The 20,580-nt window shown below is 41.4% G+C and carries 23 protein-coding genes, 3 tRNA genes and 1 riboswitch; of the genes, 20 read left to right on the plus strand and 6 right to left on the minus strand.

The window, feature by feature from the left end:
- Nucleotides 1-19: 19 nt before the first annotated feature.
- Nucleotides 20-2,119 carry a TonB-dependent receptor gene (locus P3J6_RS06130; protein ID WP_198523777.1) on the minus strand — a complete coding sequence of 700 codons (2,100 nt, stop codon included), beginning with the start codon at nucleotides 2,117-2,119 and terminating at the stop codon, nucleotides 20-22.
- A 102-nt stretch (nucleotides 2,120-2,221) separates the two neighbouring features.
- Between P3J6_RS06130 and P3J6_RS06135 the strand changes: the two genes are divergently transcribed.
- The 8 genes from P3J6_RS06135 (at nucleotide 2,222) to P3J6_RS06170 (ending at nucleotide 9,857) form a co-directional block, all read left to right on the plus strand.
- Nucleotides 2,222-2,620, plus strand: a complete 399-nt coding sequence (locus tag P3J6_RS06135) for an acyl-CoA thioesterase (protein WP_131690427.1) — start codon at nucleotides 2,222-2,224, stop codon at nucleotides 2,618-2,620.
- A 115-nt stretch (nucleotides 2,621-2,735) separates the two neighbouring features.
- Complete coding sequence (locus tag P3J6_RS06140; RefSeq protein ID WP_283235058.1) at nucleotides 2,736-3,134, plus strand: META domain-containing protein; 399 nt, start codon at nucleotides 2,736-2,738, stop codon at nucleotides 3,132-3,134.
- Nucleotides 3,135-3,232: 98 nt separating this feature from the next.
- Nucleotides 3,233-3,339: riboswitch (TPP riboswitch) on the plus strand.
- 140 nt (nucleotides 3,340-3,479) lie between these two features.
- Complete coding sequence (gene thiC, locus P3J6_RS06145; protein WP_232735469.1) at nucleotides 3,480-5,432, plus strand: phosphomethylpyrimidine synthase ThiC; 1,953 nt, start codon at nucleotides 3,480-3,482, stop codon at nucleotides 5,430-5,432.
- Nucleotides 5,433-5,549: 117 nt separating this feature from the next.
- Nucleotides 5,550-6,548, plus strand: a complete 999-nt coding sequence (locus tag P3J6_RS06150) for an FAD-dependent oxidoreductase (protein WP_198522479.1) — start codon at nucleotides 5,550-5,552, stop codon at nucleotides 6,546-6,548.
- 9 nt (nucleotides 6,549-6,557) lie between these two features.
- Entirely contained in the window at nucleotides 6,558-6,752 is a 195-nt protein-coding gene (gene thiS, locus P3J6_RS06155) for a sulfur carrier protein ThiS (protein ID WP_171039615.1), read from the plus strand.
- Between the two features lie 5 nt (nucleotides 6,753-6,757).
- Entirely contained in the window at nucleotides 6,758-7,549 is a 792-nt protein-coding gene (locus tag P3J6_RS06160; protein ID WP_138607098.1) for a thiazole synthase, read from the plus strand.
- Nucleotides 7,550-7,570: 21 nt separating this feature from the next.
- Nucleotides 7,571-9,097 (plus strand): thiamine phosphate synthase, encoded by a 1,527-nt coding sequence (gene thiE / locus P3J6_RS06165; RefSeq protein ID WP_075170502.1) that lies wholly within the window; start codon nucleotides 7,571-7,573, stop codon nucleotides 9,095-9,097.
- On the plus strand, nucleotides 9,081-9,857 hold the full coding sequence (locus P3J6_RS06170) for a HesA/MoeB/ThiF family protein (RefSeq protein ID WP_198522480.1): 777 nt from the start codon (nucleotides 9,081-9,083) through the stop codon (nucleotides 9,855-9,857). Before thiE ends, P3J6_RS06170 begins: the two co-directional genes overlap by 17 nt.
- 224 nt (nucleotides 9,858-10,081) lie before the next feature.
- On the opposite strand, the gene asd is transcribed toward P3J6_RS06170, so the two are convergent.
- Both asd and rsgA read right to left on the minus strand, forming a co-directional pair.
- A complete protein-coding gene (gene asd, locus P3J6_RS06175; RefSeq protein ID WP_198522481.1) occupies nucleotides 10,082-10,948 on the minus strand; it encodes an archaetidylserine decarboxylase in 867 nt (288 codons plus the stop codon).
- 14 nt (nucleotides 10,949-10,962) lie between these two features.
- Nucleotides 10,963-12,021, minus strand: a complete 1,059-nt coding sequence (gene rsgA, locus P3J6_RS06180) for a small ribosomal subunit biogenesis GTPase RsgA (protein ID WP_055012291.1) — start codon at nucleotides 12,019-12,021, stop codon at nucleotides 10,963-10,965.
- A 122-nt stretch (nucleotides 12,022-12,143) separates the two neighbouring features.
- Between rsgA and orn the strand changes: the two genes are divergently transcribed.
- From orn to P3J6_RS06200, 4 genes are all read left to right on the plus strand, one after another.
- The gene (orn, locus tag P3J6_RS06185) at nucleotides 12,144-12,689 is read left to right on the plus strand and encodes an oligoribonuclease (protein WP_008115490.1); all 546 of its coding nucleotides are present in this window, start codon (nucleotides 12,144-12,146) and stop codon (nucleotides 12,687-12,689) included.
- Nucleotides 12,690-12,843: 154 nt separating this feature from the next.
- Nucleotides 12,844-12,919 (plus strand) — tRNA-Gly (locus P3J6_RS06190).
- A gap of 207 nt (nucleotides 12,920-13,126) precedes the next feature.
- A tRNA-Gly gene (locus P3J6_RS06195) sits at nucleotides 13,127-13,202 on the plus strand.
- A gap of 106 nt (nucleotides 13,203-13,308) precedes the next feature.
- Nucleotides 13,309-13,384, plus strand: a tRNA-Gly gene (locus P3J6_RS06200).
- A 156-nt stretch (nucleotides 13,385-13,540) separates the two neighbouring features.
- Here the strand turns inward: P3J6_RS06200 and P3J6_RS06205 are convergent.
- From P3J6_RS06205 to P3J6_RS06215, 3 genes are all read right to left on the minus strand, one after another.
- Nucleotides 13,541-13,969, minus strand: coding sequence for a secondary thiamine-phosphate synthase enzyme YjbQ (locus tag P3J6_RS06205; RefSeq protein ID WP_198522482.1), 429 nt, complete (start codon nucleotides 13,967-13,969; stop codon nucleotides 13,541-13,543).
- Nucleotides 13,966-14,433 carry a chemotaxis protein CheX gene (locus P3J6_RS06210; RefSeq protein ID WP_010390540.1) on the minus strand — a complete coding sequence of 156 codons (468 nt, stop codon included), beginning with the start codon at nucleotides 14,431-14,433 and terminating at the stop codon, nucleotides 13,966-13,968. The genes P3J6_RS06205 and P3J6_RS06210 overlap by 4 nt, the downstream gene beginning before the upstream one ends.
- A gap of 63 nt (nucleotides 14,434-14,496) precedes the next feature.
- The gene (locus P3J6_RS06215) at nucleotides 14,497-14,931 is read right to left on the minus strand and encodes a transcriptional repressor (RefSeq protein ID WP_008115496.1); all 435 of its coding nucleotides are present in this window, start codon (nucleotides 14,929-14,931) and stop codon (nucleotides 14,497-14,499) included.
- Nucleotides 14,932-15,023: 92 nt separating this feature from the next.
- On the opposite strand from P3J6_RS06215, the gene P3J6_RS06220 reads away from it, so the two are divergent.
- From P3J6_RS06220 to P3J6_RS06255, 8 genes are all read left to right on the plus strand, one after another.
- Complete coding sequence (locus P3J6_RS06220; RefSeq protein WP_008115498.1) at nucleotides 15,024-15,644, plus strand: MarC family protein; 621 nt, start codon at nucleotides 15,024-15,026, stop codon at nucleotides 15,642-15,644.
- Nucleotides 15,645-15,767: 123 nt separating this feature from the next.
- Complete coding sequence (gene dusA / locus P3J6_RS06225; protein WP_232735525.1) at nucleotides 15,768-16,700, plus strand: tRNA dihydrouridine(20/20a) synthase DusA; 933 nt, start codon at nucleotides 15,768-15,770, stop codon at nucleotides 16,698-16,700.
- A gap of 259 nt (nucleotides 16,701-16,959) precedes the next feature.
- Nucleotides 16,960-17,640 (plus strand): PspA/IM30 family protein, encoded by a 681-nt coding sequence (locus P3J6_RS06230; RefSeq protein WP_198522484.1) that lies wholly within the window; start codon nucleotides 16,960-16,962, stop codon nucleotides 17,638-17,640.
- Nucleotides 17,641-17,650: 10 nt separating this feature from the next.
- Nucleotides 17,651-17,857, plus strand: a complete 207-nt coding sequence (locus P3J6_RS06235; protein ID WP_198522485.1) for a PspC domain-containing protein — start codon at nucleotides 17,651-17,653, stop codon at nucleotides 17,855-17,857.
- A 10-nt stretch (nucleotides 17,858-17,867) separates the two neighbouring features.
- Entirely contained in the window at nucleotides 17,868-18,194 is a 327-nt protein-coding gene (locus P3J6_RS06240; protein WP_198522486.1) for a hypothetical protein, read from the plus strand.
- 78 nt (nucleotides 18,195-18,272) lie between these two features.
- A complete protein-coding gene (locus P3J6_RS06245; RefSeq protein ID WP_178954814.1) occupies nucleotides 18,273-18,782 on the plus strand; it encodes a copper chaperone PCu(A)C in 510 nt (169 codons plus the stop codon).
- Nucleotides 18,783-18,790: 8 nt separating this feature from the next.
- Nucleotides 18,791-19,777: a DUF2333 family protein gene (locus tag P3J6_RS06250; RefSeq protein ID WP_198522487.1), complete on the plus strand. Its 987-nt coding sequence runs from the start codon at nucleotides 18,791-18,793 to the stop codon at nucleotides 19,775-19,777.
- A 3-nt stretch (nucleotides 19,778-19,780) separates the two neighbouring features.
- Nucleotides 19,781-20,551 (plus strand): TIGR04219 family outer membrane beta-barrel protein, encoded by a 771-nt coding sequence (locus P3J6_RS06255; RefSeq protein WP_198522488.1) that lies wholly within the window; start codon nucleotides 19,781-19,783, stop codon nucleotides 20,549-20,551.
- The last annotated feature ends 29 nt before the right edge of the window (nucleotides 20,552-20,580 follow it).

Consider the following 20,580-nt stretch of genomic DNA (forward strand, 5'->3'; position numbering starts at 1 on the left):
TGACAACTGGTTCGCTGTATTACAGATTAAGTGTAAACGTAACGCCGGCTACACGTGGCTCACCTAGTTGAATATAAGTTTGGCTTGTATAGCCATCTAACGGATTGTTACCAAATTCAAAACCGCGAGTTGGAACGGTTTCATCAAACACATTACGTGCCCATGCACGAACTGCCCAGCTTTCAGCCTCGTAACCAAGGCTTGCATTCACTAAGTTTGTATTTGGAGCCTGTGCATTATGGCTGTCTGAGAAGTAATAATCATCTTTACCTTCAACACCTAACATAGCATATAGCTCATCAGTAACATTGTAGCGTGCACTAAATGCGTATTGATATTTAGGCGCTTGTGCTTGTTCGCGGCCATCTTGGTTTAAGCCCGATTTAGTCACAAAGTCGTTTATTTTCGTATCTAAATAGCCAGCACTACCACTAATGAGTAAATTATCAGTAAGTAAGTAGCTACCTTCAATTTCAAGGCCGTAGTTGCTGCCAGAGCTGGCATTGGCGACATAACCGGTAAATTGTTGATCTGATACTTGCCACGACTTTAATTGAATATTATCGCGGTGCATATAAAAAGCAGCTAAACGCAGAGTAAACTTGTCATCTAGCGATGAGCCTTTAACACCAAACTCACCACTCCATAAGTACTCTGGATCAAAGCTGGTATGCTGTTTGAAAAAATCAGCATCTAGGCTTAAACCTTCATCTTTTGCTTTTGCTAGCGCTTCTGAATTAATACCACCGGCTTTGTAACCGCGGGTGATACTGGTATAAATCATAGTGCGGTCAATAACTTGGTATTCAAGTGCAATTTTACCACCGAGCATAATATCATCAGTTTCTTCAATAAAGCCGTTACTATCGGTGTAATCACCTTGATATTGCTCAACTCGTAAACCAGTAATAAGCGTAGTTTTTGGGCCTATTGATGTGGCTAATTGGCCATAAGCTGCAATGTTATTAGTTTCATAGGTTGAAGCAAACGGATTGGCTAACCACGTATATTGACGCTCTAAATCCACATCACGGTTTTGATAGTAAATACCCGCAACCCAGTTACCTGCTTTACCAGTAAATTTCAGGTCGAGCGCTTGATCATCACGATCGCGGCTATAAATATCTGTTGAACTATAACCATAAGGATGTAAACCGGCGGCACATAATTGCGGCTTATTAGTATCGTTACACACCCAGTCTTCATCAAAGCTATAAAAAAGTTCTGTATCAATAGCTGAAAGGTTTAAGCTCACATCAAAGGCATCAAAACCAGTGTAAGTATTATTCAGGCCAATAGCATAACTTTGTTGATTATCTTCGCCTGGTTGATCAGCAAGGCTGTTGCGAGAATTATCAAGAGTAAATGCATCGTAACCGTTGTTAATATCAATATAATGCAGGTTAAGTTCTGAATTTAAATGAGCTGTAAGCTGGCTGTTTAATTTAAAGCGTGCAACTTGCTCATCTTGATCTTGAGTGGGTTTATCTAAATAAATATTATCGACGTAGCCGTCAGACTTTCTGCGAAAGTAGCTAACGCGGGCACTGGTGTCATCTGTTAAACCTGTACTAGCAGCAAGGCCTGCTTCGTGGCTGTTATAAGTGCCGGCACCTAAATGTAACTTTAAGCTAGGGTCGCTGGTTGCACTAGCTGATTGCATTTGGATCATGCCCGCCATACCATCTGCACCAAAACGTGTACCTTGAGGACCGCGGTAAATTTCTACTTGGTCAATATCAAACAATAATGAACTACCACCTAAGCCTGAATAATTAATACCGTCAATTACTAAGCCCACAGATGGATTTATCGGGTCAACAAACTGCGAGCGTAAACCAACACCGCGAATTTGAATATAACGACCGCGAGACGCACCAGCAGCAAAGTTTACATTGGCTGCACTGGCTAACATTTCGTCTAAATATGTTGCACCACGTTGATTCATTTCATTTTCAGAAAATAAGCTGGCACTGGCGCTTAATGTTTGAATGCTTTCTTGCTGAAAGTCACCGGTAACAATGATTTTCTCTAGTTCGGTGTCATCTGCGTTAGCATATATAGGTGCTGCGAACAGGGGTAATAACGTGGCTGTAATTAAAGACAAACGTAGGTTCATTAGGTTACTTAACTCCATTTTAGGGACTCGTATGGTAGCAATTATTTCAACACTTGTGCTATAAACGCGACAATTATACGTTAAATAATTGGGATTACTAATATGGCCTTTAAAGTAGACTTTAAGGTGCGCGACTACGAATGTGACTTACAAGGTATTGTAAATAACAGTGTTTATTTTAATTATCTTGAGCACGCTCGCCACGAGTTTTTATACGCACACGGCGTTGATTTTGCACAGCTTGCAAAAGATAAAATTAACTTAGTGGTGATGCGCAGTGAAATGGATTACAAACATTCCCTATTGCCTGGAGATGAGTTTTATGTGGCGGTAGAGCCTGTGCGTATTAGTCGTCTTAAGTTTGCATTTAAACAAACGGTAGTGCGCAAACAAGATGAAAAAGTGATGCTCAATGCCTTAGTTATTGGTACATCAGTTAATGAAAGAGGTCGTCCATTTTTACCACCACAGATAGATGACTTATTCCAAGCCGTTGCATAGTTTTAAATAGCATGAATTTTAAACAAAAATTTACATTTAAAATATGCATTTTTAACGGATAAACCTGACAAATATTGATACTATTACATTAATTAGACACTAAGTTTGTAATAACATGAAATTAGCAGCAATACCGATGCTTATAATCGGTTTATGTGTTGGTTGCGCATCAACAGGGACAGTTACCACTGAGCAGCTAAAATATACACAATGGCAATTATCAAAGGTTGATGATTTGGCCATTCCCGCGTCCTTTAAAGCATCAATGAGCTTTATCGATGCGCTACAAATAAACGGCTTTACCGGATGTAATAAGTTCTTTGGTGAAGGCTCACTTGAAGACAGTAGCTTGAGCGTAAGCAAATTAGGTATGACACGTAAATCATGTGGCCCTGAACTGGATGAGTTTGAACAACAGTTTTTACAGGCTCTGCAGCAAGGTGCAGTGCTTAACATGCAAGACCAAACATTGGTAATGCAAGCTGAACAAAAATTTGTGTTTATCCCAAAATAATTTTTGAGTTTTGAAAAACAGCCCCTTGCAGGGAATTTTCAACTGGCGTACACTCGTCGCAGATTTGATCAAAACATTATCAAATCAACGAACAATTCAAATACTTGTCGGAGTGCCTAAGTTTTATTTAGGCTGAGATCGCGAAAGCGGGATCCGTGAACCTGATCAGGTTAATACCTGCGTAGGGAACAAGCTGCCTAACTAGGACGCTTGTGCGTCTTTTTTATGCGCACAAAAAAGCAACCTCCGTCTTAGGCCGCAAAGTCGCATAAAGCTACTTTACGATCTTTCTCTATTCCTCAGCGGAATATCTGACAAGACAACCCTTTAGCAATGAGGTAAGTCATGTCAAATACAACAAATAAAGCCACCCGTCGCGAAACTCGTGCGGCCGCATCAGATTATATTTATAACTTAACCGGTCAGCCGTTTCCAAGCTCCCATAAAGTATACGTTGCAGGTAGCCAGCAAGGCGTACGTGTGGGTATGCGTGAAATCACATTGAGCGATACTTTTATTGGTGGTGATGAACAAAACCCAGTGTATGAGTCAAATGCACCACTGCGTGTTTACGATACATCAGGCCCGTATACCGATCCTGAATTTAAATTGGATGTGCGCAAGGGACTTAATAAATACCGTGAACAATGGATTGAGAGCCGTAATGATACCGAAGTACTCGAGTCGGTAACCTCACAGTTTGCACAGCAGCGTATGGCTGATGATGGGCTAGATCATATTCGCTTTGAACACCTTCCAAAAATACGCCGTGCAAAAGCGGGTAAAAATGTCACCCAAATGCATTATGCTCGCCAAGGGATAGTCACCCCAGAAATGGAATATGTAGCGATACGTGAAAACATGGGGCGTGCGCAAATACGTGAAGAGTTACTAGCTGCGCAACATAAAGGAGAGTCGTTTGGCGCGAGTATCCCTGAGTTTATTACTCCTGAATTTGTGCGTGATGAAATTGCTCGTGGACGCGCTATTTTACCTAACAATATTAATCACCCAGAAACCGAGCCTATGATTGTTGGTCGTAACTTTTTAGTTAAAGTTAACGCCAATATAGGTAATTCATCAGTGGGTTCATCTATCGAAGAAGAAGTTGAAAAAATGGTGTGGTCAACCCGCTGGGGTGCCGACACCGTAATGGATTTATCAACAGGGCGTTACATTCACGAAACCCGTGAATGGCTGGTACGTAATTCGCCAGTCCCTATTGGTACTGTTCCAATTTACCAAGCACTTGAAAAAGTCAATGGCGTAGCAGAAGACCTAACCTGGGAAATATTTCGCGACACCCTGATTGAACAAGCAGAACAAGGCGTTGATTACTTTACTATTCATGCTGGCGTGCTGCTGCGTTATGTGCCAATGACAGCAAAACGCGTAACCGGTATTGTGTCACGTGGTGGTTCAATTATGGCTAAATGGTGTTTAGCGCACCACAAAGAAAACTTCTTATACACTCACTTTGAAGATATTTGTAAAATTTTAAAGCAATACGATGTGTGTTTTTCACTCGGTGATGGTTTGCGCCCGGGCTCAATTGCCGATGCGAACGACGAAGCACAATTTAGTGAACTGCGTACTTTAGGAGAGCTGACAAAAATTGCATGGAAGCACGATGTACAAGTGTTTATTGAAGGCCCTGGACACGTGCCTATGCATATGATCAAAGCCAATATGGATGAGCAGCTTAAACATTGCGATGAAGCGCCATTTTATACCTTAGGCCCACTGACCACAGATATTGCCCCTGGGTACGATCATATTACCTCAGGTATTGGTGCAGCGCAGATTGCTTGGTATGGCTGTGCGATGTTGTGTTACGTAACACCTAAAGAGCATTTAGGTTTGCCAAATAAAGAAGATGTAAAAGAAGGCCTTATTACTTACAAAATTGCCGCTCATGCGGCCGATTTAGCGAAAGGTCACCCAGGCGCACAAGAGCGAGATAACGCGCTATCAAAAGCGCGCTTTGAATTTAGGTGGCATGACCAATTTAATATTGGTTTAGACCCGGTTCGTGCCCGTGAATATCATGATGAAACACTGCCGCAAGAATCAGGCAAAGTTGCGCATTTTTGTTCTATGTGTGGCCCTAAATTTTGTTCCATGAAAATAACCCAAGAAGTACGCGACTACGCCAAAGATCTAGAAGCGCGCGGTATTGATCCTAATAACGTGGGTGATGCCATTGAAATCAAAATGGTTGATGTTGAGGCCGAGATGAAAGCCAAATCTGAAGAGTTTAAGCAAACAGGCTCAGAGATTTACCATAAAGCAATATAAAATAGGTTGCGGGTTGCGGGTTGCGGGTTGCGGGTTGCGAGCATCGAGTAGCGAAATGTTTATTTTAGCACCTTGTTGCTCGAAGCCAGAGACCCGCAGCTAAATGTAGGAGTGTTTATGTTTTATAACATTGCTGTGGTGGGTTTTGGTTTAGCAGGGCGGTTGGCCGCGCTTGAGTTAAGTAAGCAACATCGTGTTACCGTATTTGAAGCCGATGATGAACATACTCAGAACAGTGCCGGTAAAGTGGCAGCAGCGATGCTAGCCCCCCTAGCTGAGTCTGTTATGTGCGAACGTGAATTGGCTTTAATGGGAGTGGATTCTATTACTCGATGGCCTGCTATTTTAGAACAACTAAATAGCGAGGTATTTTTTCAACAGCAAGGTACCCTAGTGGTTGCTCATCCGCAGGATAAAGGCGACTTACAAAGCTTTGCACAGCGAATCAAACCGTTACTAAATTTTAGTGCTCAAGCAATTAATGCACAGCAAATTGAGCAACTAGAACCTGAACTGGCTGGTCGATTTAGCCAAGGCCTATTTTTGCCCGGTGAAGCACAAATAGATAACCAAGCCTTTTACAAAGCCAGTTTTAGGTTGCTAAATAAGCGCAAAGTAAAGTTTGTATTTAATCAGCGCGCCAGCATCTTTGATAACAAAGTGAATAATCGAGAGTTTGATTACATTATTGATTGTCGAGGGCTTGGAGCCAAACAAGATCAGCCCCTTCGAGGCGTGCGCGGGGAAGTGGCAAGACTCTATGCACCCGAGGTTAATTTATCTCGGCCAGTGAGGTTAATGCATCCGCGTTATCCTATTTATATAGCACCTAAGCCGAATCATGAATATGTGATTGGTGCCACCGAAATTGAGTCTCAAGATAGCGGGGCGGCAACGGTGCGTTCAACGTTGGAGTTACTTTCAGCCGCTTATACAGTGCACAGCGGTTTTGCCGAGGCTCGACTGTTAAATATTCAAACCGGGCTTCGACCTGCGTTTAGCGATAACTGCCCACAAGTTACACAATTAGGGCAGGTAATTAGTATTAATGGATTATACCGCCATGGCTACATGCTCGCGCCGAGTTTAGTTGCTGATGCTGTTGCCAGAATATAGTGAGGAATGATGGATATAATAATTAATGGTAAAGCGCTCACCCTAACAAGAAGCGAACTAAAACAGTGTTTAATTGAGTATGGTGCTAAAGCACCGTTTGCAGTAGCCATTAATGGCCAGTTTGTACCTCAAGAGCAACATGCTAACTACACACTTAATGATGGTGATTGCATTGATGTGTTATCTCCGATTCAAGGAGGGTAACCATTATGTTACCTCCCGATAATATCACTATTTATGGCGAGCAATTTTCAAGTAGATTACTGATTGGCTCTGCGCTTTACCCATCTCCCGCGACGATGACTAAAGCAATTAATGCTTCAGGAGCGGATATTGTTACTGTGTCTTTACGTCGCCAGCAAAACGCAGCTGCAGGAGATGATTTTTGGCAACTTATAAAGAATACAGGGCTTAAAGTTTTACCTAACACAGCAGGATGCCACAGTGTTAAAGAGGCCATTAATTTAGCTAAAATGTGTCGAGAAGTATTTGCTACCGATTGGATAAAGCTGGAATTAATTGGCGATGACTATAACTTACAGCCAGATCCTTTTGCTCTGCTTGAAGCCACTGAGATTTTAATTAAAGATGGGTTTAAAGTACTGCCTTACTGCACCGATGACTTAGTGCTTTGCCAACGTTTAGATGAATTAGGCTGCGAGGTGCTAATGCCATGGGGCGCGCCAATTGGTACCGGTAAGGGATTATTAAATAGTTATAACTTAAAGGCGATACGGGAGCGTTTACCTAACAGCACATTAATTGTTGATGCTGGGTTAGGTTTACCATCGCATGCCTGCCAAGCCTTAGAATTAGGGTATGATGCGGTATTATTAAATTCAGCCATAGCGGGTGCGGGTTGCCCTATTACCATGGGACTTGCATTTAAAGCAGCTGTTGAAGCAGGGCGCTTTGCTTATAACGCCAAAGCAATGCCAGAAAAAGACGTTGCGGCCCCATCAACCCCCACAATGGGTATGCCATTTTGGCATCAAACGTAAAAAATTAGGAAGTAGGTCATTATGAACAATGTAGTATGGACGATTGCGGGCTCAGACTCCGGCGGTGGCGCAGGTATTCAAGCTGATATTAAAGCAATGCAAAGCTTTGGTGTGCACGGTTGTACTGCGATTACCGCACTAACAGCACAAAATAGTTTAGGTGTTGAGGCGATTAATGCTGTCTCGACTGATGTGATTGAGTCGCAGTTATTGGCACTCGAAAAAGACATGAAAGCCAAAGTAATTAAAATTGGTATGTTAGCTAACGTGCAGCAAATTCAATTGATCAGTGAGCATATTAGCCATTACAAAGCGAAGTGGCCAACCCCGCCGGTGATTGTGTACGATCCTGTGGCTATTGCCTCAAGCGGTGACTTACTAACAGAAGAAGACACTGTAAGCGCGATTAAAGAATGCCTATTACCGCTGGTGGATGTAATTACCCCTAATACCCATGAAACACAGTTATTAACAGGTGTGTATTTAATTGGCCCCGCAGCAATTAAAGAAGCAGCAAGCAAACTAATGGCATGGGGTGCCAAAGCGGTGGTTATAAAAGGTGGGCATTGGGATTACCCAAGTGGTTACTGTATTGATTACTGCTCACAAGGTAATGAAGAGTACTGGTTGGGTAATGAAAAAATTCAGGTTCCGCACAATCATGGCACTGGCTGTAGTATGGCGTCTGTTATTGCTGCATGCCTTGCAAAGGACTATCCGTTAAAAGATGCGTTTATTTTAGCTAAAGCCTATATAAACCAAGGTTTAAAGCAATCAGTTCGCTATGGCGAGGGGATAGGGCCGGTTGCACAAACGTCGTTTCCGACTGACCTAGCGCATTATCCTCAAGTGATTGAAGCGGGTAGTTGGTTGGGTGATGAGCTAGATTTTGATGTACCGCTTGATTTTAATATGGCAGCTGACTTTGCTGCGTGTGAAAGCAAAGCGCTTGGCGCTTATGCGGTAGTCGATAGCGTAGAGTGGCTAGAAAAATGCTTACAAAATGGCATTAAAACAGCGCAATTAAGAGTTAAAGATAAAAGCGAAGATGAGCTGGAACAATTAGTCGCAAGCGCGGTCGCTTTGGGTCAGCAATACAGTGCGCATGTGTTTATTAACGATTACTGGCAGCTGGCAATCAAACATGGCGCCTATGGTGTGCATTTAGGACAAGAAGACTTAGAGAGCGCAAATTTAGCGGCTATAAAAGAAGCAGGCCTGCGACTTGGGCTTTCTACCCATGGCTTTTATGAAATGCTTCGGGCGCATAATTACCGTCCAAGCTACATGGCCTTTGGCGCGATTTACCCTACCACCACCAAAGACATGGCAGGGCAAATTCAAGGGCTTGAAAAGCTAACTCGATTTGTGCCATTAATGCAAAGTTATCCTACTGTGGCTATTGGTGGAATTGATTTAAATAGGGCGCAAGAGGTTGCTAAAACTGGCGTGGGCAGTGTAGCCGTGGTACGCGCTATTACCGAGGCTGATGATTATGTAGAGGCAATCAATACCTTAAAATCGGTGATAAATGAGAATGCCTGCTAACATGCAAACGCAGCAGCTCAGCGACAAAGAAACTCTACGTTATAGCCGCCACTTATTATTAAAAGAGGTGGGGCTTGAGGGGCAGTTAACACTTAAAGCGGCAACCGTTGCTGTGGTAGGTGCAGGTGGACTAGGAAGTCCTGCGCTACTTTATTTAGCAGCTGCTGGTATCGGCACACTAATATTAATTGATGACGATACCGTTGAACTCTCTAATTTACAGCGGCAAATACTGTATAAAGTGAATCACTTAGGGCAGCAAAAAGTAAATGCAGCAGGGAAGGTGCTTGCGAGCCTTAACAATCAAATAAACATAGTGACTCACTCGCAAAAGTTGAGCGATGCTAACAGTGATGCACTATTCAGTAACGCCGATATCGTACTTGATTGCTCTGATAACTTTGCGACTCGTTACACCGTCAATCGTTTTTGCGTAAACAACAAAACACCACTAATTTCTGCAGCAGCGCTAGCAACCCAAGGGCAATTAATGGGCTTTGACTTTAGGCAAACAGATAGCCCTTGCTATGGCTGCGTATTTCCACAAAATGATGCTAACCCTGTTGTTAATTGCGACAATGCGGGCGTTATTAGTCCCTTACTTGGTGTAATTGGCTCTATGCAGGCACAGCTAACTCTTAATATGCTGTTAGGCCATTTTGGTGGGAGTTTGTTTATAACCTTTGACGCATTAAGCTTAAAGCAACAGCATTTTAAAGTAGTTAAAGATTTAAACTGTAAAGAGTGTGATGGGAAGTAAAAACTTTTACTTGCTCGCTTTTAATCTTTGGTGTCTTCTCATTTACTCCACTTTTTTCTCTTTGTGCAATAAAGTCTTAGGGAAGTTATACACAAAGAGGTTAAGAGGCCGCTACGCTTTATAGAAACGTTATGAATATGTTCGTAACAGCAATCCCCACACCTACAGAAATTAAAAAACCGCGTTTAAATAACGCGGTTTTTTATTTCTAATTAACGATTTGTTTAATCGTTAATTTTTGCAAACGCAGTGCCTAAACGGGTTACCGTTTCAGGGCGTTGATCATCAAAAATATCGGCTTTATCTGCACCCCATGCAAGTACAACTGTTGAGCCTAATTTAAAGCGACCCATTTCTTCCCCTTTTTTAAGGGTGATCGCATTTTCGCCTTTAGTTGGGTAGTTCCAGCTAAACACATCACTGCCAGCTGGTGGAGTGACTGTGCCAGCCCAAATAGTTTCTATGCTAGCAACAATGGTTGCGCCTACAAGGACCATAGCAAGCGGGCCAATTTCAGTTTCAAAAATTGCTACTACACGCTCGTTACGGGCAAATAAATTCGGTACGTTTTGCGCGGTAAGTGGATTTACCGAAAATAAATCGCCCGGTACGTAAATCATTTTGCTTAACGTGCCATCAATTGGCATATGAATACGGTGGTAGTCTTTTGGCGCCAAGTAAATAGTTGCAAATTTACCGCCTAAAAACGGTGTTGTGTCGTCTTCTGAGCCACCTAGCAACGCTTGTAAGCTGTAATCATGACCTTTAGCTTGGATTAGTTGGCCGTCAACAATATCGCCAAGCTGGCTGATTGCGCCGTCAACAGGGTGAATAATAATATCCTCATCTTCAACCATTGGACGAGCACCGTCTTTTAAAGGACGGGTAAAAAATTCATTAAAGGTTTTATAATGAGCTGGATCAGGGTATTTAGCCTCACTCATATTTATTTTGTATTGTTTAATGAATAATTTAATTAATGTTGTGGTTAATGCGCCCGCTTTTGCAGCTGCAAGCTTACCTACTACACGAGAAATAAAGTGCTTTGGCATAGCATATTGCATGGCGATTTTAAATTTATCTAAACTCACAGGTTTTTCCCTAATTATACGCGAGGCGCACGCGCGCCGGCACGGCCATCGGCCATGGTTTCTAAAATACGGTGATAGCTTTCAAAGCGTAACTTTGAGATATCGCCATCAGCGACTGCTTGCTGAATTATACAGCCTGGATCGTTTAAGTGTTTACAGTCTCTAAAACGGCATCCACCTATAAACTCTCTAAATTCTTTAAAACACCAAGTGACTCGTTCAACATCTAAATGCCATAAACCAAACTCACGAATACCCGGTGAATCAATTAAGTTACCGCCACTTGGTAAATGATGCAGACGCGATACTGTGGTGGTGTGCTGGCCTAGACCGCTGTTTTCAGACACTTCTTTAGTCAAAATTTCAGCATCCGGCAGCACAGTGTTTACTAAGGTAGATTTACCCACACCACTTTGGCCAACAAAAATATTGTTTTTGCCTACAAGTACTTCTTTTAATTCATTAATGCCTTCGCCGGTTATATTACTAACTAGCAGCACCTGGTAATTAAGTTTACGGTAAATATCGAGTATTTGTTGTATTTCGTTTAAACCAGTTTCATCAATTAAATCAATTTTATTAAGGACTAAAATCGGCTCAATGCCCATGTCTTCGCAGGCAATTAAATAGCGGTCGATAATGCTTGGCGTAAACTCAGGCAATACTGCTGATACCATTAAAATTTGGTCTATATTCGCGGCAATCACTTTTACACCGTCGTAAAAATCAGGGCGCGTTAACTGTGAACGACGTTCTTGAGTTGCTTCAATAACACCCGCTAAATCGCCTTCACTTACTTTTGCACGACGAAATAATACCTCATCGCCACATACTAAATTCGATACAGTACGGCGAATATTACAACGAAGAACATCGCCATTTTGCGTTTCTACATCGGCATGTTGCCCAAAGCGGCTAATGACAATCGCATTTTCTACTTGACCTAAATTATCTGTTTGCCACTCTTGCGCGCCGACTTTTGCCGGTTTTTTATCGGCATTCGATAAACGCTTTTGATGATTTGCCTTGATCCTACGGGATTGGCCTTTACTTAATTTTTTCTGTTTTGCCACTTGAGGCCTATAACCTGAGTTAAATGCCGAGTTTGCCAAAAAAAGCTTTAGCTCGACGGTTGATGCTAATATGATATATCGAAATGCGTTGGATCTAAAGAAAAGCACCGTTTAAGGTAATTATGACTATTAATAAATCAAATTTAATTTGGCTCGATCTGGAAATGACCGGACTTGAACCAGAGACTGACAAAATACTTGAAATTGCAACTGTTGTCACTGACGCTGATCTGAATATATTAGCCGAAGGGCCAACGATTGCCATTCATCAAAGTGATGAACTACTGGATGGCATGGATGAGTGGTGTACAACGCAGCATGGCAAATCTGGATTAACGGCTCGCTGTAAGGCAAGCACGTTTGATGAAGCTTATGCCGTGGAACAAACCCTCGCGTTTTTAAAGCAATGGGTGCCAGCAGGGGCTTCACCTATGTGTGGTAACTCGATAGGCCAAGACCGCCGCTTTATGAATAAGTATATGCGCGAGCTTGAAGACTTTTTTCATTACCGTAATTTAGATGTCAGTACCATTAAAGAACTTGCTCGTCGTTGGAAACCAGATGTGTTGGCTCAAGTGAATAAAAAAGGGTCGCATTTAGCGTTAGACGACATTAAAGATTCGATTATGGAATTAAAGGTTTACCGAGAAAAGTTTTTTAATTTATAAAAAATACTTGCAAAGCCCCCTAATTATTGTAGAATCCTGCCCCGCTCAAGACGATAACCCCCGCGGGGTTAGTGTGTTTGGGCTTAAGTTAAAGATTCAAGATGAAAGGTTAATGGAACAAGGTTCAATATTGATAGAACCTAGAACCTAGAGTGCGGCACTAGCTCAGTTGGTAGAGCGCGACCTTGCCAAGGTCGAGGTCACGAGTTCGAGCCTCGTGTGCCGCTCCAATTTCTCACCAAAGAAATTGCAGCACAAGACAAAAAGTTAAAGTTGATATAATGCGGCACTAGCTCAGTTGCCAGGATGTAGGACGCGACATGTCGCGCACCAACGGACAAAATACTGACTATTTTGAATGCGGCACTAGCTCAGTTGCCAGAATGTTGAACGCGACCCGTCGCGCACCAACGGACAAATTACTGACTATTTTGAATGCGGCACTAGCTCAGTTGGTAGAGCGCGACCTTGCCAAGGTCGAGGTCACGAGTTCGAGCCTCGTGTGCCGCTCCAATTTCTCACCAAAAGAAATTGTAGTAGAATTAAAGATTCAAGATGAAAGGCGAAAGGAACAAGGTTTAATTTTGACAGAACCTAGGACCTAGAATCTTCATATAATGCGGTACTAGCTCAGTTGGTAGAGCGCGACCTTGCCAAGGTCGAGGTCACGAGTTCGAGCCTCGTGTACCGCTCCAATCTTATTTACTTTCCAGATATTCATTTTCAAATAACAAACAATAATCCACATGTTAATCATTATAAATTTAATTTATATAATTTTTATTAGATTTGAAGTGCTCAATGGATGCGAACGATCTGTGTTGTAAAACCTAAAACCTAAAACCTAAAACCTAAAACGCTTCGCCTTGCAAAGTTGCAATAATACGCCTTGAACCACCATGATCACGGTGCTCACCTAAGTATATTCCTTGCCAAGTTCCCAGTGCTAACTGACCATGGCTAATAGGTATAGTTAACTGGCAACCTAAGGTACTGGTTTTTATATGGGCAGGCATATCATCATCGCCCTCATAGTCATGACGATAATAAGGCTGGCGCTCTGGAACAAATTGATTAAAGTGGCTTTCCATATCCATACGCACGGTAGGATCGGCATTTTCATTAATGGTTAAGCTGGCTGAGGTGTGTTGAATAAATAAGTGTAATAAACCAACTTTAAATTGGCTTATTTGTGGGAGTTGATTGAGTATGTCGTTATCAATTAAATGAAAGCCCCGCGAGCGAGGCTTTAATGTAATTGTGGTTTGCGACCAGCTCATAGCTTATCAAAACTCACTTCAATATTGGCATTACCTGCGTCACTGGTAAACGGCATAAGAATTTTTTTACCGTCACTTTTGTGAGTAATAGTGTGGTTTTTACCAGACACAACAATGGGTGTTGCCATGGCAAAATCATAGCCTTTTTCACCTAATAAATTCTTAGCACCACCGGTAACCATATTAGTTATTTCACCGACCATGTCGGTTACTTCTTCATTTATGTCGTCTGGTCGTTCGCCTAACATTCGTTCCATAATGGTCAGCGCTAAACCTTCGTCGAAGGTAATTGAAAATGAACCGCGAGTTTGAGGGCCAACCATACCAATTAATCCCGATACATCACCACAGGCTATCTCATCGGTTTTAATGCGTGGCTTGCCTGGTTTTAACTGAGTTTGAGCCATAGTGCTCAATACATTCATCAAAGAAGCTAAAAAGGGATTAATGAACTCTACATTCATATTAGATGTCCTTAAATTGGTACTGATAAAGGTTATACGTAAAGTATAGCTATAGTCGCTTATCTATGCTCGGCAAGAGTCACATTTACCATGTGCTTCTATTGTTTGTCCGGAAACTACAAAGCCACTTTCGGCTGCTAAGTTATTGAGCTCATGTGAAATTACTGTTGAGTGCAGCTCTTTAACAAAACCGCAGCTATCACAAATTAATAGCTGAACAGGATGAATATGATCAAAATGATGACACAGCATAAATGCATTGGTGCTTTCAATTTTATGAATAAAACCGAGTTCGGCTAAAAAGTCTAAAGCACGATAAATCGTTGCAGGTTTAGCGCCTGTTTCAGTGACTTTTAATTGTTCAAGTAAATCGTATGCACCCACACCACCTTGAGCACTGGCCAATAAACGAAATACCTTCTCGCGAATTGGTGTGAATCGCGCACCACGGTTGTCGCACACTTGTTTTGCTTTACTTACGAGTGATTCTATATTCATCTTCTCTCATCCTTACGCTGCCGTGATATACTAACATACTGTATTGTAGTTGCAGCGTTTTATTAACCGATTTAATGAAAAGGTACTCATTAATGCATGAACTATTGGCTATATTTATTTTCTTTTTTGCGGTTATTGATCCAATTGGCACAATCCCGGTTTTTATCGCCGTAACTCGTGGAGATGACGACAAGTTTAAGCGTAAAGTGATTTTTAAGGCCGTGGGTGTGTCTGCTTTAGTACTGTTATTTTTTGTAGTTGCTGGCGAGCAATTACTGAATGTGATTGAGATTCCGCTCTCGGCATTTCAAATAGCAGGTGGTTTAATTTTATTAATTTTTGCACTCTCCATGACCTTTGGTGAAAGTAAGCCTGAAGCTGAAATTAAAAGTGTTAGAGATAGTACTGAAACCGCTATTTTTCCGCTCGCTATCCCATCAATAGCGAGTCCCGGTGCCATGTTAGGTGCGGTATTAATGACGCGCAATGAGGAGTATACCTGGGTTGAGCAAATGATTACCTCATCAATGATGTTAGCTGTTTTAGTGGTGGTACTGATTTTGTTATTACTTGCTACGCATGTACATAAAATAATAGGTGATAGTGGGGCGAGTATTATTAGTCGAATTATGGGGTTAATTTTAAGCTCAGTCGCAGTAACTAATATTTTAAACGGTATTGCGCAATACTTTGGCTTGCAAGTGTTTGCTTAATATTGCTGCGCATAGGGCTTTTGTGTAAAATGCAGCGCCGTTTAAGCTGTGCTTAAATTATAAATTTTTGAGGATCACATTTTGGATAAACGTACTTTAAATCGACGCTTTTCTGTTGCCCCTATGCTCGATTGGACTGATCGCCACTGTCGTACGTTTCACCGTAAAATGACAAAACACACCGTGCTCTACACTGAAATGATCACTACTGGCGCTATTTTATTCGGTCGTGGTGACTACTTGCATTTTAATCAGCACGAAGGCCCTGTTGCATTGCAATTAGGTGGATCAGACCCGCAAGCGCTAGCACAGTGTGCCAAGCTTGCTGGTGAGCGCGGTTATGATGAAATAAACCTTAATGTAGGTTGTCCGTCAGATCGTGTGCAAAATGGGCGTTTTGGTGCCTGTTTAATGGCCGAGCCTAATTTAGTTGCAGAGTGTGTTGCTGCAATGAAAAGTGAAGTTAATATTCCGGTTACAGTTAAAACTCGTATTGGTATTGATGAGCAAGATTCTTATGAGTTTTTATGTGCTTTGATAGAGGCTTCACATAAAGTTGGCTGTGATGACTTTATTATTCATGCGCGCAAAGCATGGCTAAAAGGGTTGAGCCCGAAAGAAAATCGCGAAGTTCCTGAGCTTAACTACCCCCGAGTTTACCAGCTTAAAAAAGATTACCCTCAACTTGATTTAAGTATTAACGGTGGTGTTAAAACCATTGAGCAAAGTCTTGAGCATTTACAGTACATAGATGGGGTTATGGTGGGCCGAGAGGCTTACAGTAATCCATTTATGCTTAATGAAGTAGATGAAAAAATTTATGGTGATGCGGCTAATACTCAGTCTCGACATGATGTTGTACGCTCTATGTATGATTATATTGAAGAAGAGATGCGTTTAGGGGCTAATTTTTGGCATGTTGCACGTCACATGCTGGGTGTTTTTCAGGGGCAGCCTGGTGCGCGTGGCTTTAGACGCCACTTATCTGAAAATGGTCATGGTAAGCAAGCTGATTTAAGTGTTATGGATAAGGCACTAAGTTACGTACCCGAGTAATGCCAATTTAATAGAATTGGCATAGAAGATACTCTTTATAGAAAAAGTCACCTCAGGTGGCTTTTTTTATCCCAAATTTTAGTAAAAAATATAATTTATTAGCCAATTTGACTTAATTTCATTCAGTGACTAGTCATTAATTTACCTACCAAAAATAATATAAGCTAATGATTTTTAATAAAAATAAAATAACGTTAAGTTGTTGGCATAACTCTTGGAAACCTGTTGATGTATAAATAAAAATCATCAGGAGAATAACATGGGTATATTTAATCGCGTAAACGACGTCATTCAAGCAAATATCGTAGCGATGCTAGATAAAGCAGAAGATTCAGAAAAACTACTTAATTTAATGCTAACCGAAATGCAGGAGGCGCTTAATGAGTGTCGTAGCACTGCAGCGGCACTATTATGTGAAGAAAAAAATATTAAGCGTCAAGTAAGTAATAAACAACAAGCGCTCACAAATTGGCAATTAAAGGCCGAACATGCCATTGCAAAAAATCGTGACGATTTAGCTAAATCAGCATTAGCTGAAAAACACGTTATTGAAAAAAACATAGAGTGCTTACAAACACAACTTGAGACATTGCAGCAATCAATTGTAAAAATCACAGAAGACTGTGAGCGCCTACAGCAAAAAATGACACAGGCTAAAGCTAAGCAAGCACAACTTGTAAAGCGTGAAAATGTCGTTGAGGCAAGAGCAAAGATAAATACTCAGCTGCAGAGCGATAAAGTGGCCACTGCTTTATCACGATTTGAGCAAATTGAGCGCCGTGTTGAGAGTGTTGAATCGCAAGTTGAAGCGTATGAACTGACAGATACAGCGAGCAATACGGCAATGCAAATTGAGTCACTGGTTAAAAACGAAAAAATTGATGCAGAACTGGCAAGTTTAAAAGCGAGTTTAAACACCGCTGATAAACAAACAGCCTAAGGAGATTGTTATGAATAATTTTAATACACATCGTCGTTGGTATAAAAATACGCTTAACAAAAAAATATCAGGTGTCTGTAGTGGGTTAGCCTACCGATTAGACTTTCCGGCATGGTCTACTCGTTTAGTCACCGTTTTATTATTTTTAAGTTTTCCGTTTGCAGTGGCACTAGGTTATTTAATTGCGCACTGTTGTCTTGAAGAAAAAGCAGTGTAAGGGGAACGACATGAAAACTCTCGCTGTATGCCTACTTATTGTTACATTATTTTTGATTAATAGCGGCTCGATAATTCATTTTGATGTATGGCAATTTCCGTTGTGGATCTCAGATATTAGTTGGACTGGTATAGAGCTCATTGGGACGTTAATCGCCATTATAGTTGTTATTGCGATAGCTGCTTTGGTAACTATGGGGCTTGTTGGCGCGGCGATGGTGGCACTGGCTGGAACGATATTAGCCTTTTTATTCGGATCACTGATGATTGCTTGGCCATTATTGTTTGTGGCAGGGTTGTGCTGGTTAATCGCAGATAACAAAAAAGTGGCTTCTTAAACTTAAATTAGCTGCCTAATATTAGGGAATTATGATAGATTTGGGCTATATTTTTTCGTTTTAACAAGGATTTTACTGATGATTAAACAATGTATTTTGAGTGCAAGTGCGTTAATAGTGGGTGTTTTTTCGTCTTCGTTATTGGCGCACGAAGGACATGAGCACGATAGTGTTGTTGCGCAATTACAAGTAACAAATGCGCAAGTAAGAGAGTTTTTACCGGCCACCAAAGCCAGCGTGGGCTATTTCAGCATTGAAAACCACAGTAATGTTCCGGCAACACTTACAAGAGCGACCTTAGATGGGTTGGGTCGTGTTGAGATTCATGAACACGTCCACGCTGATGGCATGATGAAAATGCAAAAAGTAGAATCACTGCTTATTAAGGCCCATCAGCAACTCGATTTTAAGCCTGGAAGCTACCATTTAATGGTGTTTGAACCGCAAGAGCCGTTAAAAGTAGGTCAAGAACGCAAACTCACGCTATATTTTGAAGACGGGAATCGAGTATTCACCAATGCGAAAGTAGTTTCGCTAGCATCGCAAGCTGAGCCGGTAAAAGCATCGAAAGATCATAGTCATCATTAGGGGGATAAATGTCACAGCATAAAGGAAAAATAATAACGGCATTGGTACTATTGTTTGTCGTATTTTACGCTATTTCAGTGTACTGGAGCATAGAGCCTGCACGTTTTGATGTGGTACAAAATGCCAAACAGCAAGCACAGCAACGTAGTGAAAAACCAGTAACAGGGTATGTAACCACTTCAACACTTATCACCGTCGCTGATACTCTCTTGACTAAGTCAGGCGGTTATTTATCAAATGATGTACTGCCACCGAGCGTAATAATGGACAACATGCCTGCTTGGGAGTATGGCGCGTTGGAAATGGTGCGTGATTTAGCATTATCAATGCGAAAAGATTTTAGTCGTTCACAGTCACAATCAACTGAGCACGAAGCGCTTAAAAAAGCACAGCCACAATTTAATATTAGTTCTGAAGCATGGGCATGGCCAAGTGCTGAGGGCGAATATCAAAAGGGTATTGATTACTTATTAGTTTACCGTTCTCAAATTGCGAATCAGCATGAGCGCGATAGCCAGTTTTACTCACGTGCAGATAATTTACGCAGTTGGTTAAAAGAAGCAGAAAAACGCTTAGGTAGCTTAAGCCAGCGTTTGAGCGCGAGTGTAGGTCAAGACAAAGTAAATACCGATTTAGCAGGCAATTCTTCAAATACTCAAGCTACTTATACGCCATTACAACAACAAGTAAAAACATCGTGGTGGGAAATTGATGATGTCTTTTATGAGTCACGTGGTGCTATTTGGGCTTTACTGCATTTTTTACAAGCAGTTGAATATGATTTTGCCGAAGTACTTGATAAAAAGAACGCCCGTGTTAGTTTACAACAAATTATACGCGAGCTTGAAGCGACTCAAGAAACGGTTTGGAGCCCAATAATTCTAAACGGCAACGGATTCGGTTATGTCGCCAACCACTCACTCGTTATGGCAAATTATATCTCTAGAGCCAATGCGGCACTGATTGAACTTAGCGAATTATTAGCGCAAGGATAAAAAATGAAAAAGTATTGTATAGCAGCAGCCTTATCAATGGCATGTTTAGCACCTGTAGCACAAGCCGACACTGTATTAGGTTTATATGTAGGAGTTGATGGTTGGAAAGCAGATAATGATGGTGGCTTTTCTGATAATAATAATGCCCTACAAAACTTCAACTTTGAAGATGAGACTTTTGTTAGCTATTACGCCGCACTTGAGCATCCAGTACCGCTAGTACCAAACTTAAAACTAAAATACACTGAGCTTGAACTAAACGGCGCAACACAACTTGAAGATACATTTACTTTTAATGGCACTGATTATGTTGTAGGTACTGATGTTAATTCAGTTACTGACTTATCGCACATTGATTATATTCTTTACTATGAAATTTTTGATAACGACTTAATCTCAATTGATTTAGGTATTAATGCTAAGCAGTTTGATGGTGAAGTTGTGGTAACGGGTACATCACAACAAGGTGGTGCTAACTTCACTGAGATAGAAGAGTTCTCAGGTGTAGTACCTTTAGCATATGGACGTTTTGAAGCAGGTTTACCATTTAGTGGTTTAAGTGTTTTTGCTGAAGGTAGCTTTTTAGCTATTGATGACAGTAAAGTACGAGATTACCAAATGGGTATTGCTTGGGAGTTGATTGATAACCTAGCGGTTGATGTTGCGGTTAAAGCGGGCTACCGCTCTATGGTTTTAGAACTTGATGATGTAGATGATATTAATACTGATATTGATGCATCAGGCCCATTTGCTGGCATACAAGTTCATTTTTAAGCACCGACTTTTCGAAAAGCCACCTCGTG

The sequence above is a fragment of the Pseudoalteromonas sp. 3J6 genome (assembly GCF_903995135.1).
In the GTDB taxonomy this organism is placed as follows: Bacteria; Pseudomonadota; Gammaproteobacteria; order Enterobacterales; family Alteromonadaceae; genus Pseudoalteromonas.

Bases quoted from the DNA above. Each gene is read 5' to 3' on its own strand.
- thiE (WP_075170502.1), top strand. From the start codon at position 7,571: ATGAACAATGTAGTATGGACGATTGCGGGCTCAGACTCCGGCGGTGGC.
- P3J6_RS06170 (WP_198522480.1), top strand. From the start codon at position 9,081: ATGAGAATGCCTGCTAACATGCAAACGCAGCAGCTCAGCGACAAAGAA.
- thiC (WP_232735469.1), top strand. From the start codon at position 3,480: ATGTCAAATACAACAAATAAAGCCACCCGTCGCGAAACTCGTGCGGCC.
- P3J6_RS06235 (WP_198522485.1), top strand. From the start codon at position 17,651: ATGAATAATTTTAATACACATCGTCGTTGGTATAAAAATACGCTTAAC.
- P3J6_RS06230 (WP_198522484.1), top strand. From the start codon at position 16,960: ATGGGTATATTTAATCGCGTAAACGACGTCATTCAAGCAAATATCGTA.
- P3J6_RS06220 (WP_008115498.1), top strand. From the start codon at position 15,024: ATGCATGAACTATTGGCTATATTTATTTTCTTTTTTGCGGTTATTGAT.
- thiS (WP_171039615.1), top strand. From the start codon at position 6,558: ATGGATATAATAATTAATGGTAAAGCGCTCACCCTAACAAGAAGCGAA.
- P3J6_RS06215 (WP_008115496.1), bottom strand. From the start codon at position 14,931: ATGAATATAGAATCACTCGTAAGTAAAGCAAAACAAGTGTGCGACAAC.
- P3J6_RS06140 (WP_283235058.1), top strand. From the start codon at position 2,736: ATGAAATTAGCAGCAATACCGATGCTTATAATCGGTTTATGTGTTGGT.
- P3J6_RS06150 (WP_198522479.1), top strand. From the start codon at position 5,550: ATGTTTTATAACATTGCTGTGGTGGGTTTTGGTTTAGCAGGGCGGTTG.
- P3J6_RS06135 (WP_131690427.1), top strand. From the start codon at position 2,222: ATGGCCTTTAAAGTAGACTTTAAGGTGCGCGACTACGAATGTGACTTA.
- P3J6_RS06250 (WP_198522487.1), top strand. From the start codon at position 18,791: ATGTCACAGCATAAAGGAAAAATAATAACGGCATTGGTACTATTGTTT.
- P3J6_RS06205 (WP_198522482.1), bottom strand. From the start codon at position 13,969: ATGAGCTGGTCGCAAACCACAATTACATTAAAGCCTCGCTCGCGGGGC.
- P3J6_RS06255 (WP_198522488.1), top strand. From the start codon at position 19,781: ATGAAAAAGTATTGTATAGCAGCAGCCTTATCAATGGCATGTTTAGCA.
- orn (WP_008115490.1), top strand. From the start codon at position 12,144: ATGACTATTAATAAATCAAATTTAATTTGGCTCGATCTGGAAATGACC.
- P3J6_RS06245 (WP_178954814.1), top strand. From the start codon at position 18,273: ATGATTAAACAATGTATTTTGAGTGCAAGTGCGTTAATAGTGGGTGTT.
- P3J6_RS06130 (WP_198523777.1), bottom strand. From the start codon at position 2,119: ATGAACCTACGTTTGTCTTTAATTACAGCCACGTTATTACCCCTGTTC.
- P3J6_RS06240 (WP_198522486.1), top strand. From the start codon at position 17,868: ATGAAAACTCTCGCTGTATGCCTACTTATTGTTACATTATTTTTGATT.
- P3J6_RS06210 (WP_010390540.1), bottom strand. From the start codon at position 14,433: ATGAATGTAGAGTTCATTAATCCCTTTTTAGCTTCTTTGATGAATGTA.
- P3J6_RS06160 (WP_138607098.1), top strand. From the start codon at position 6,758: ATGTTACCTCCCGATAATATCACTATTTATGGCGAGCAATTTTCAAGT.
- dusA (WP_232735525.1), top strand. From the start codon at position 15,768: ATGCTCGATTGGACTGATCGCCACTGTCGTACGTTTCACCGTAAAATG.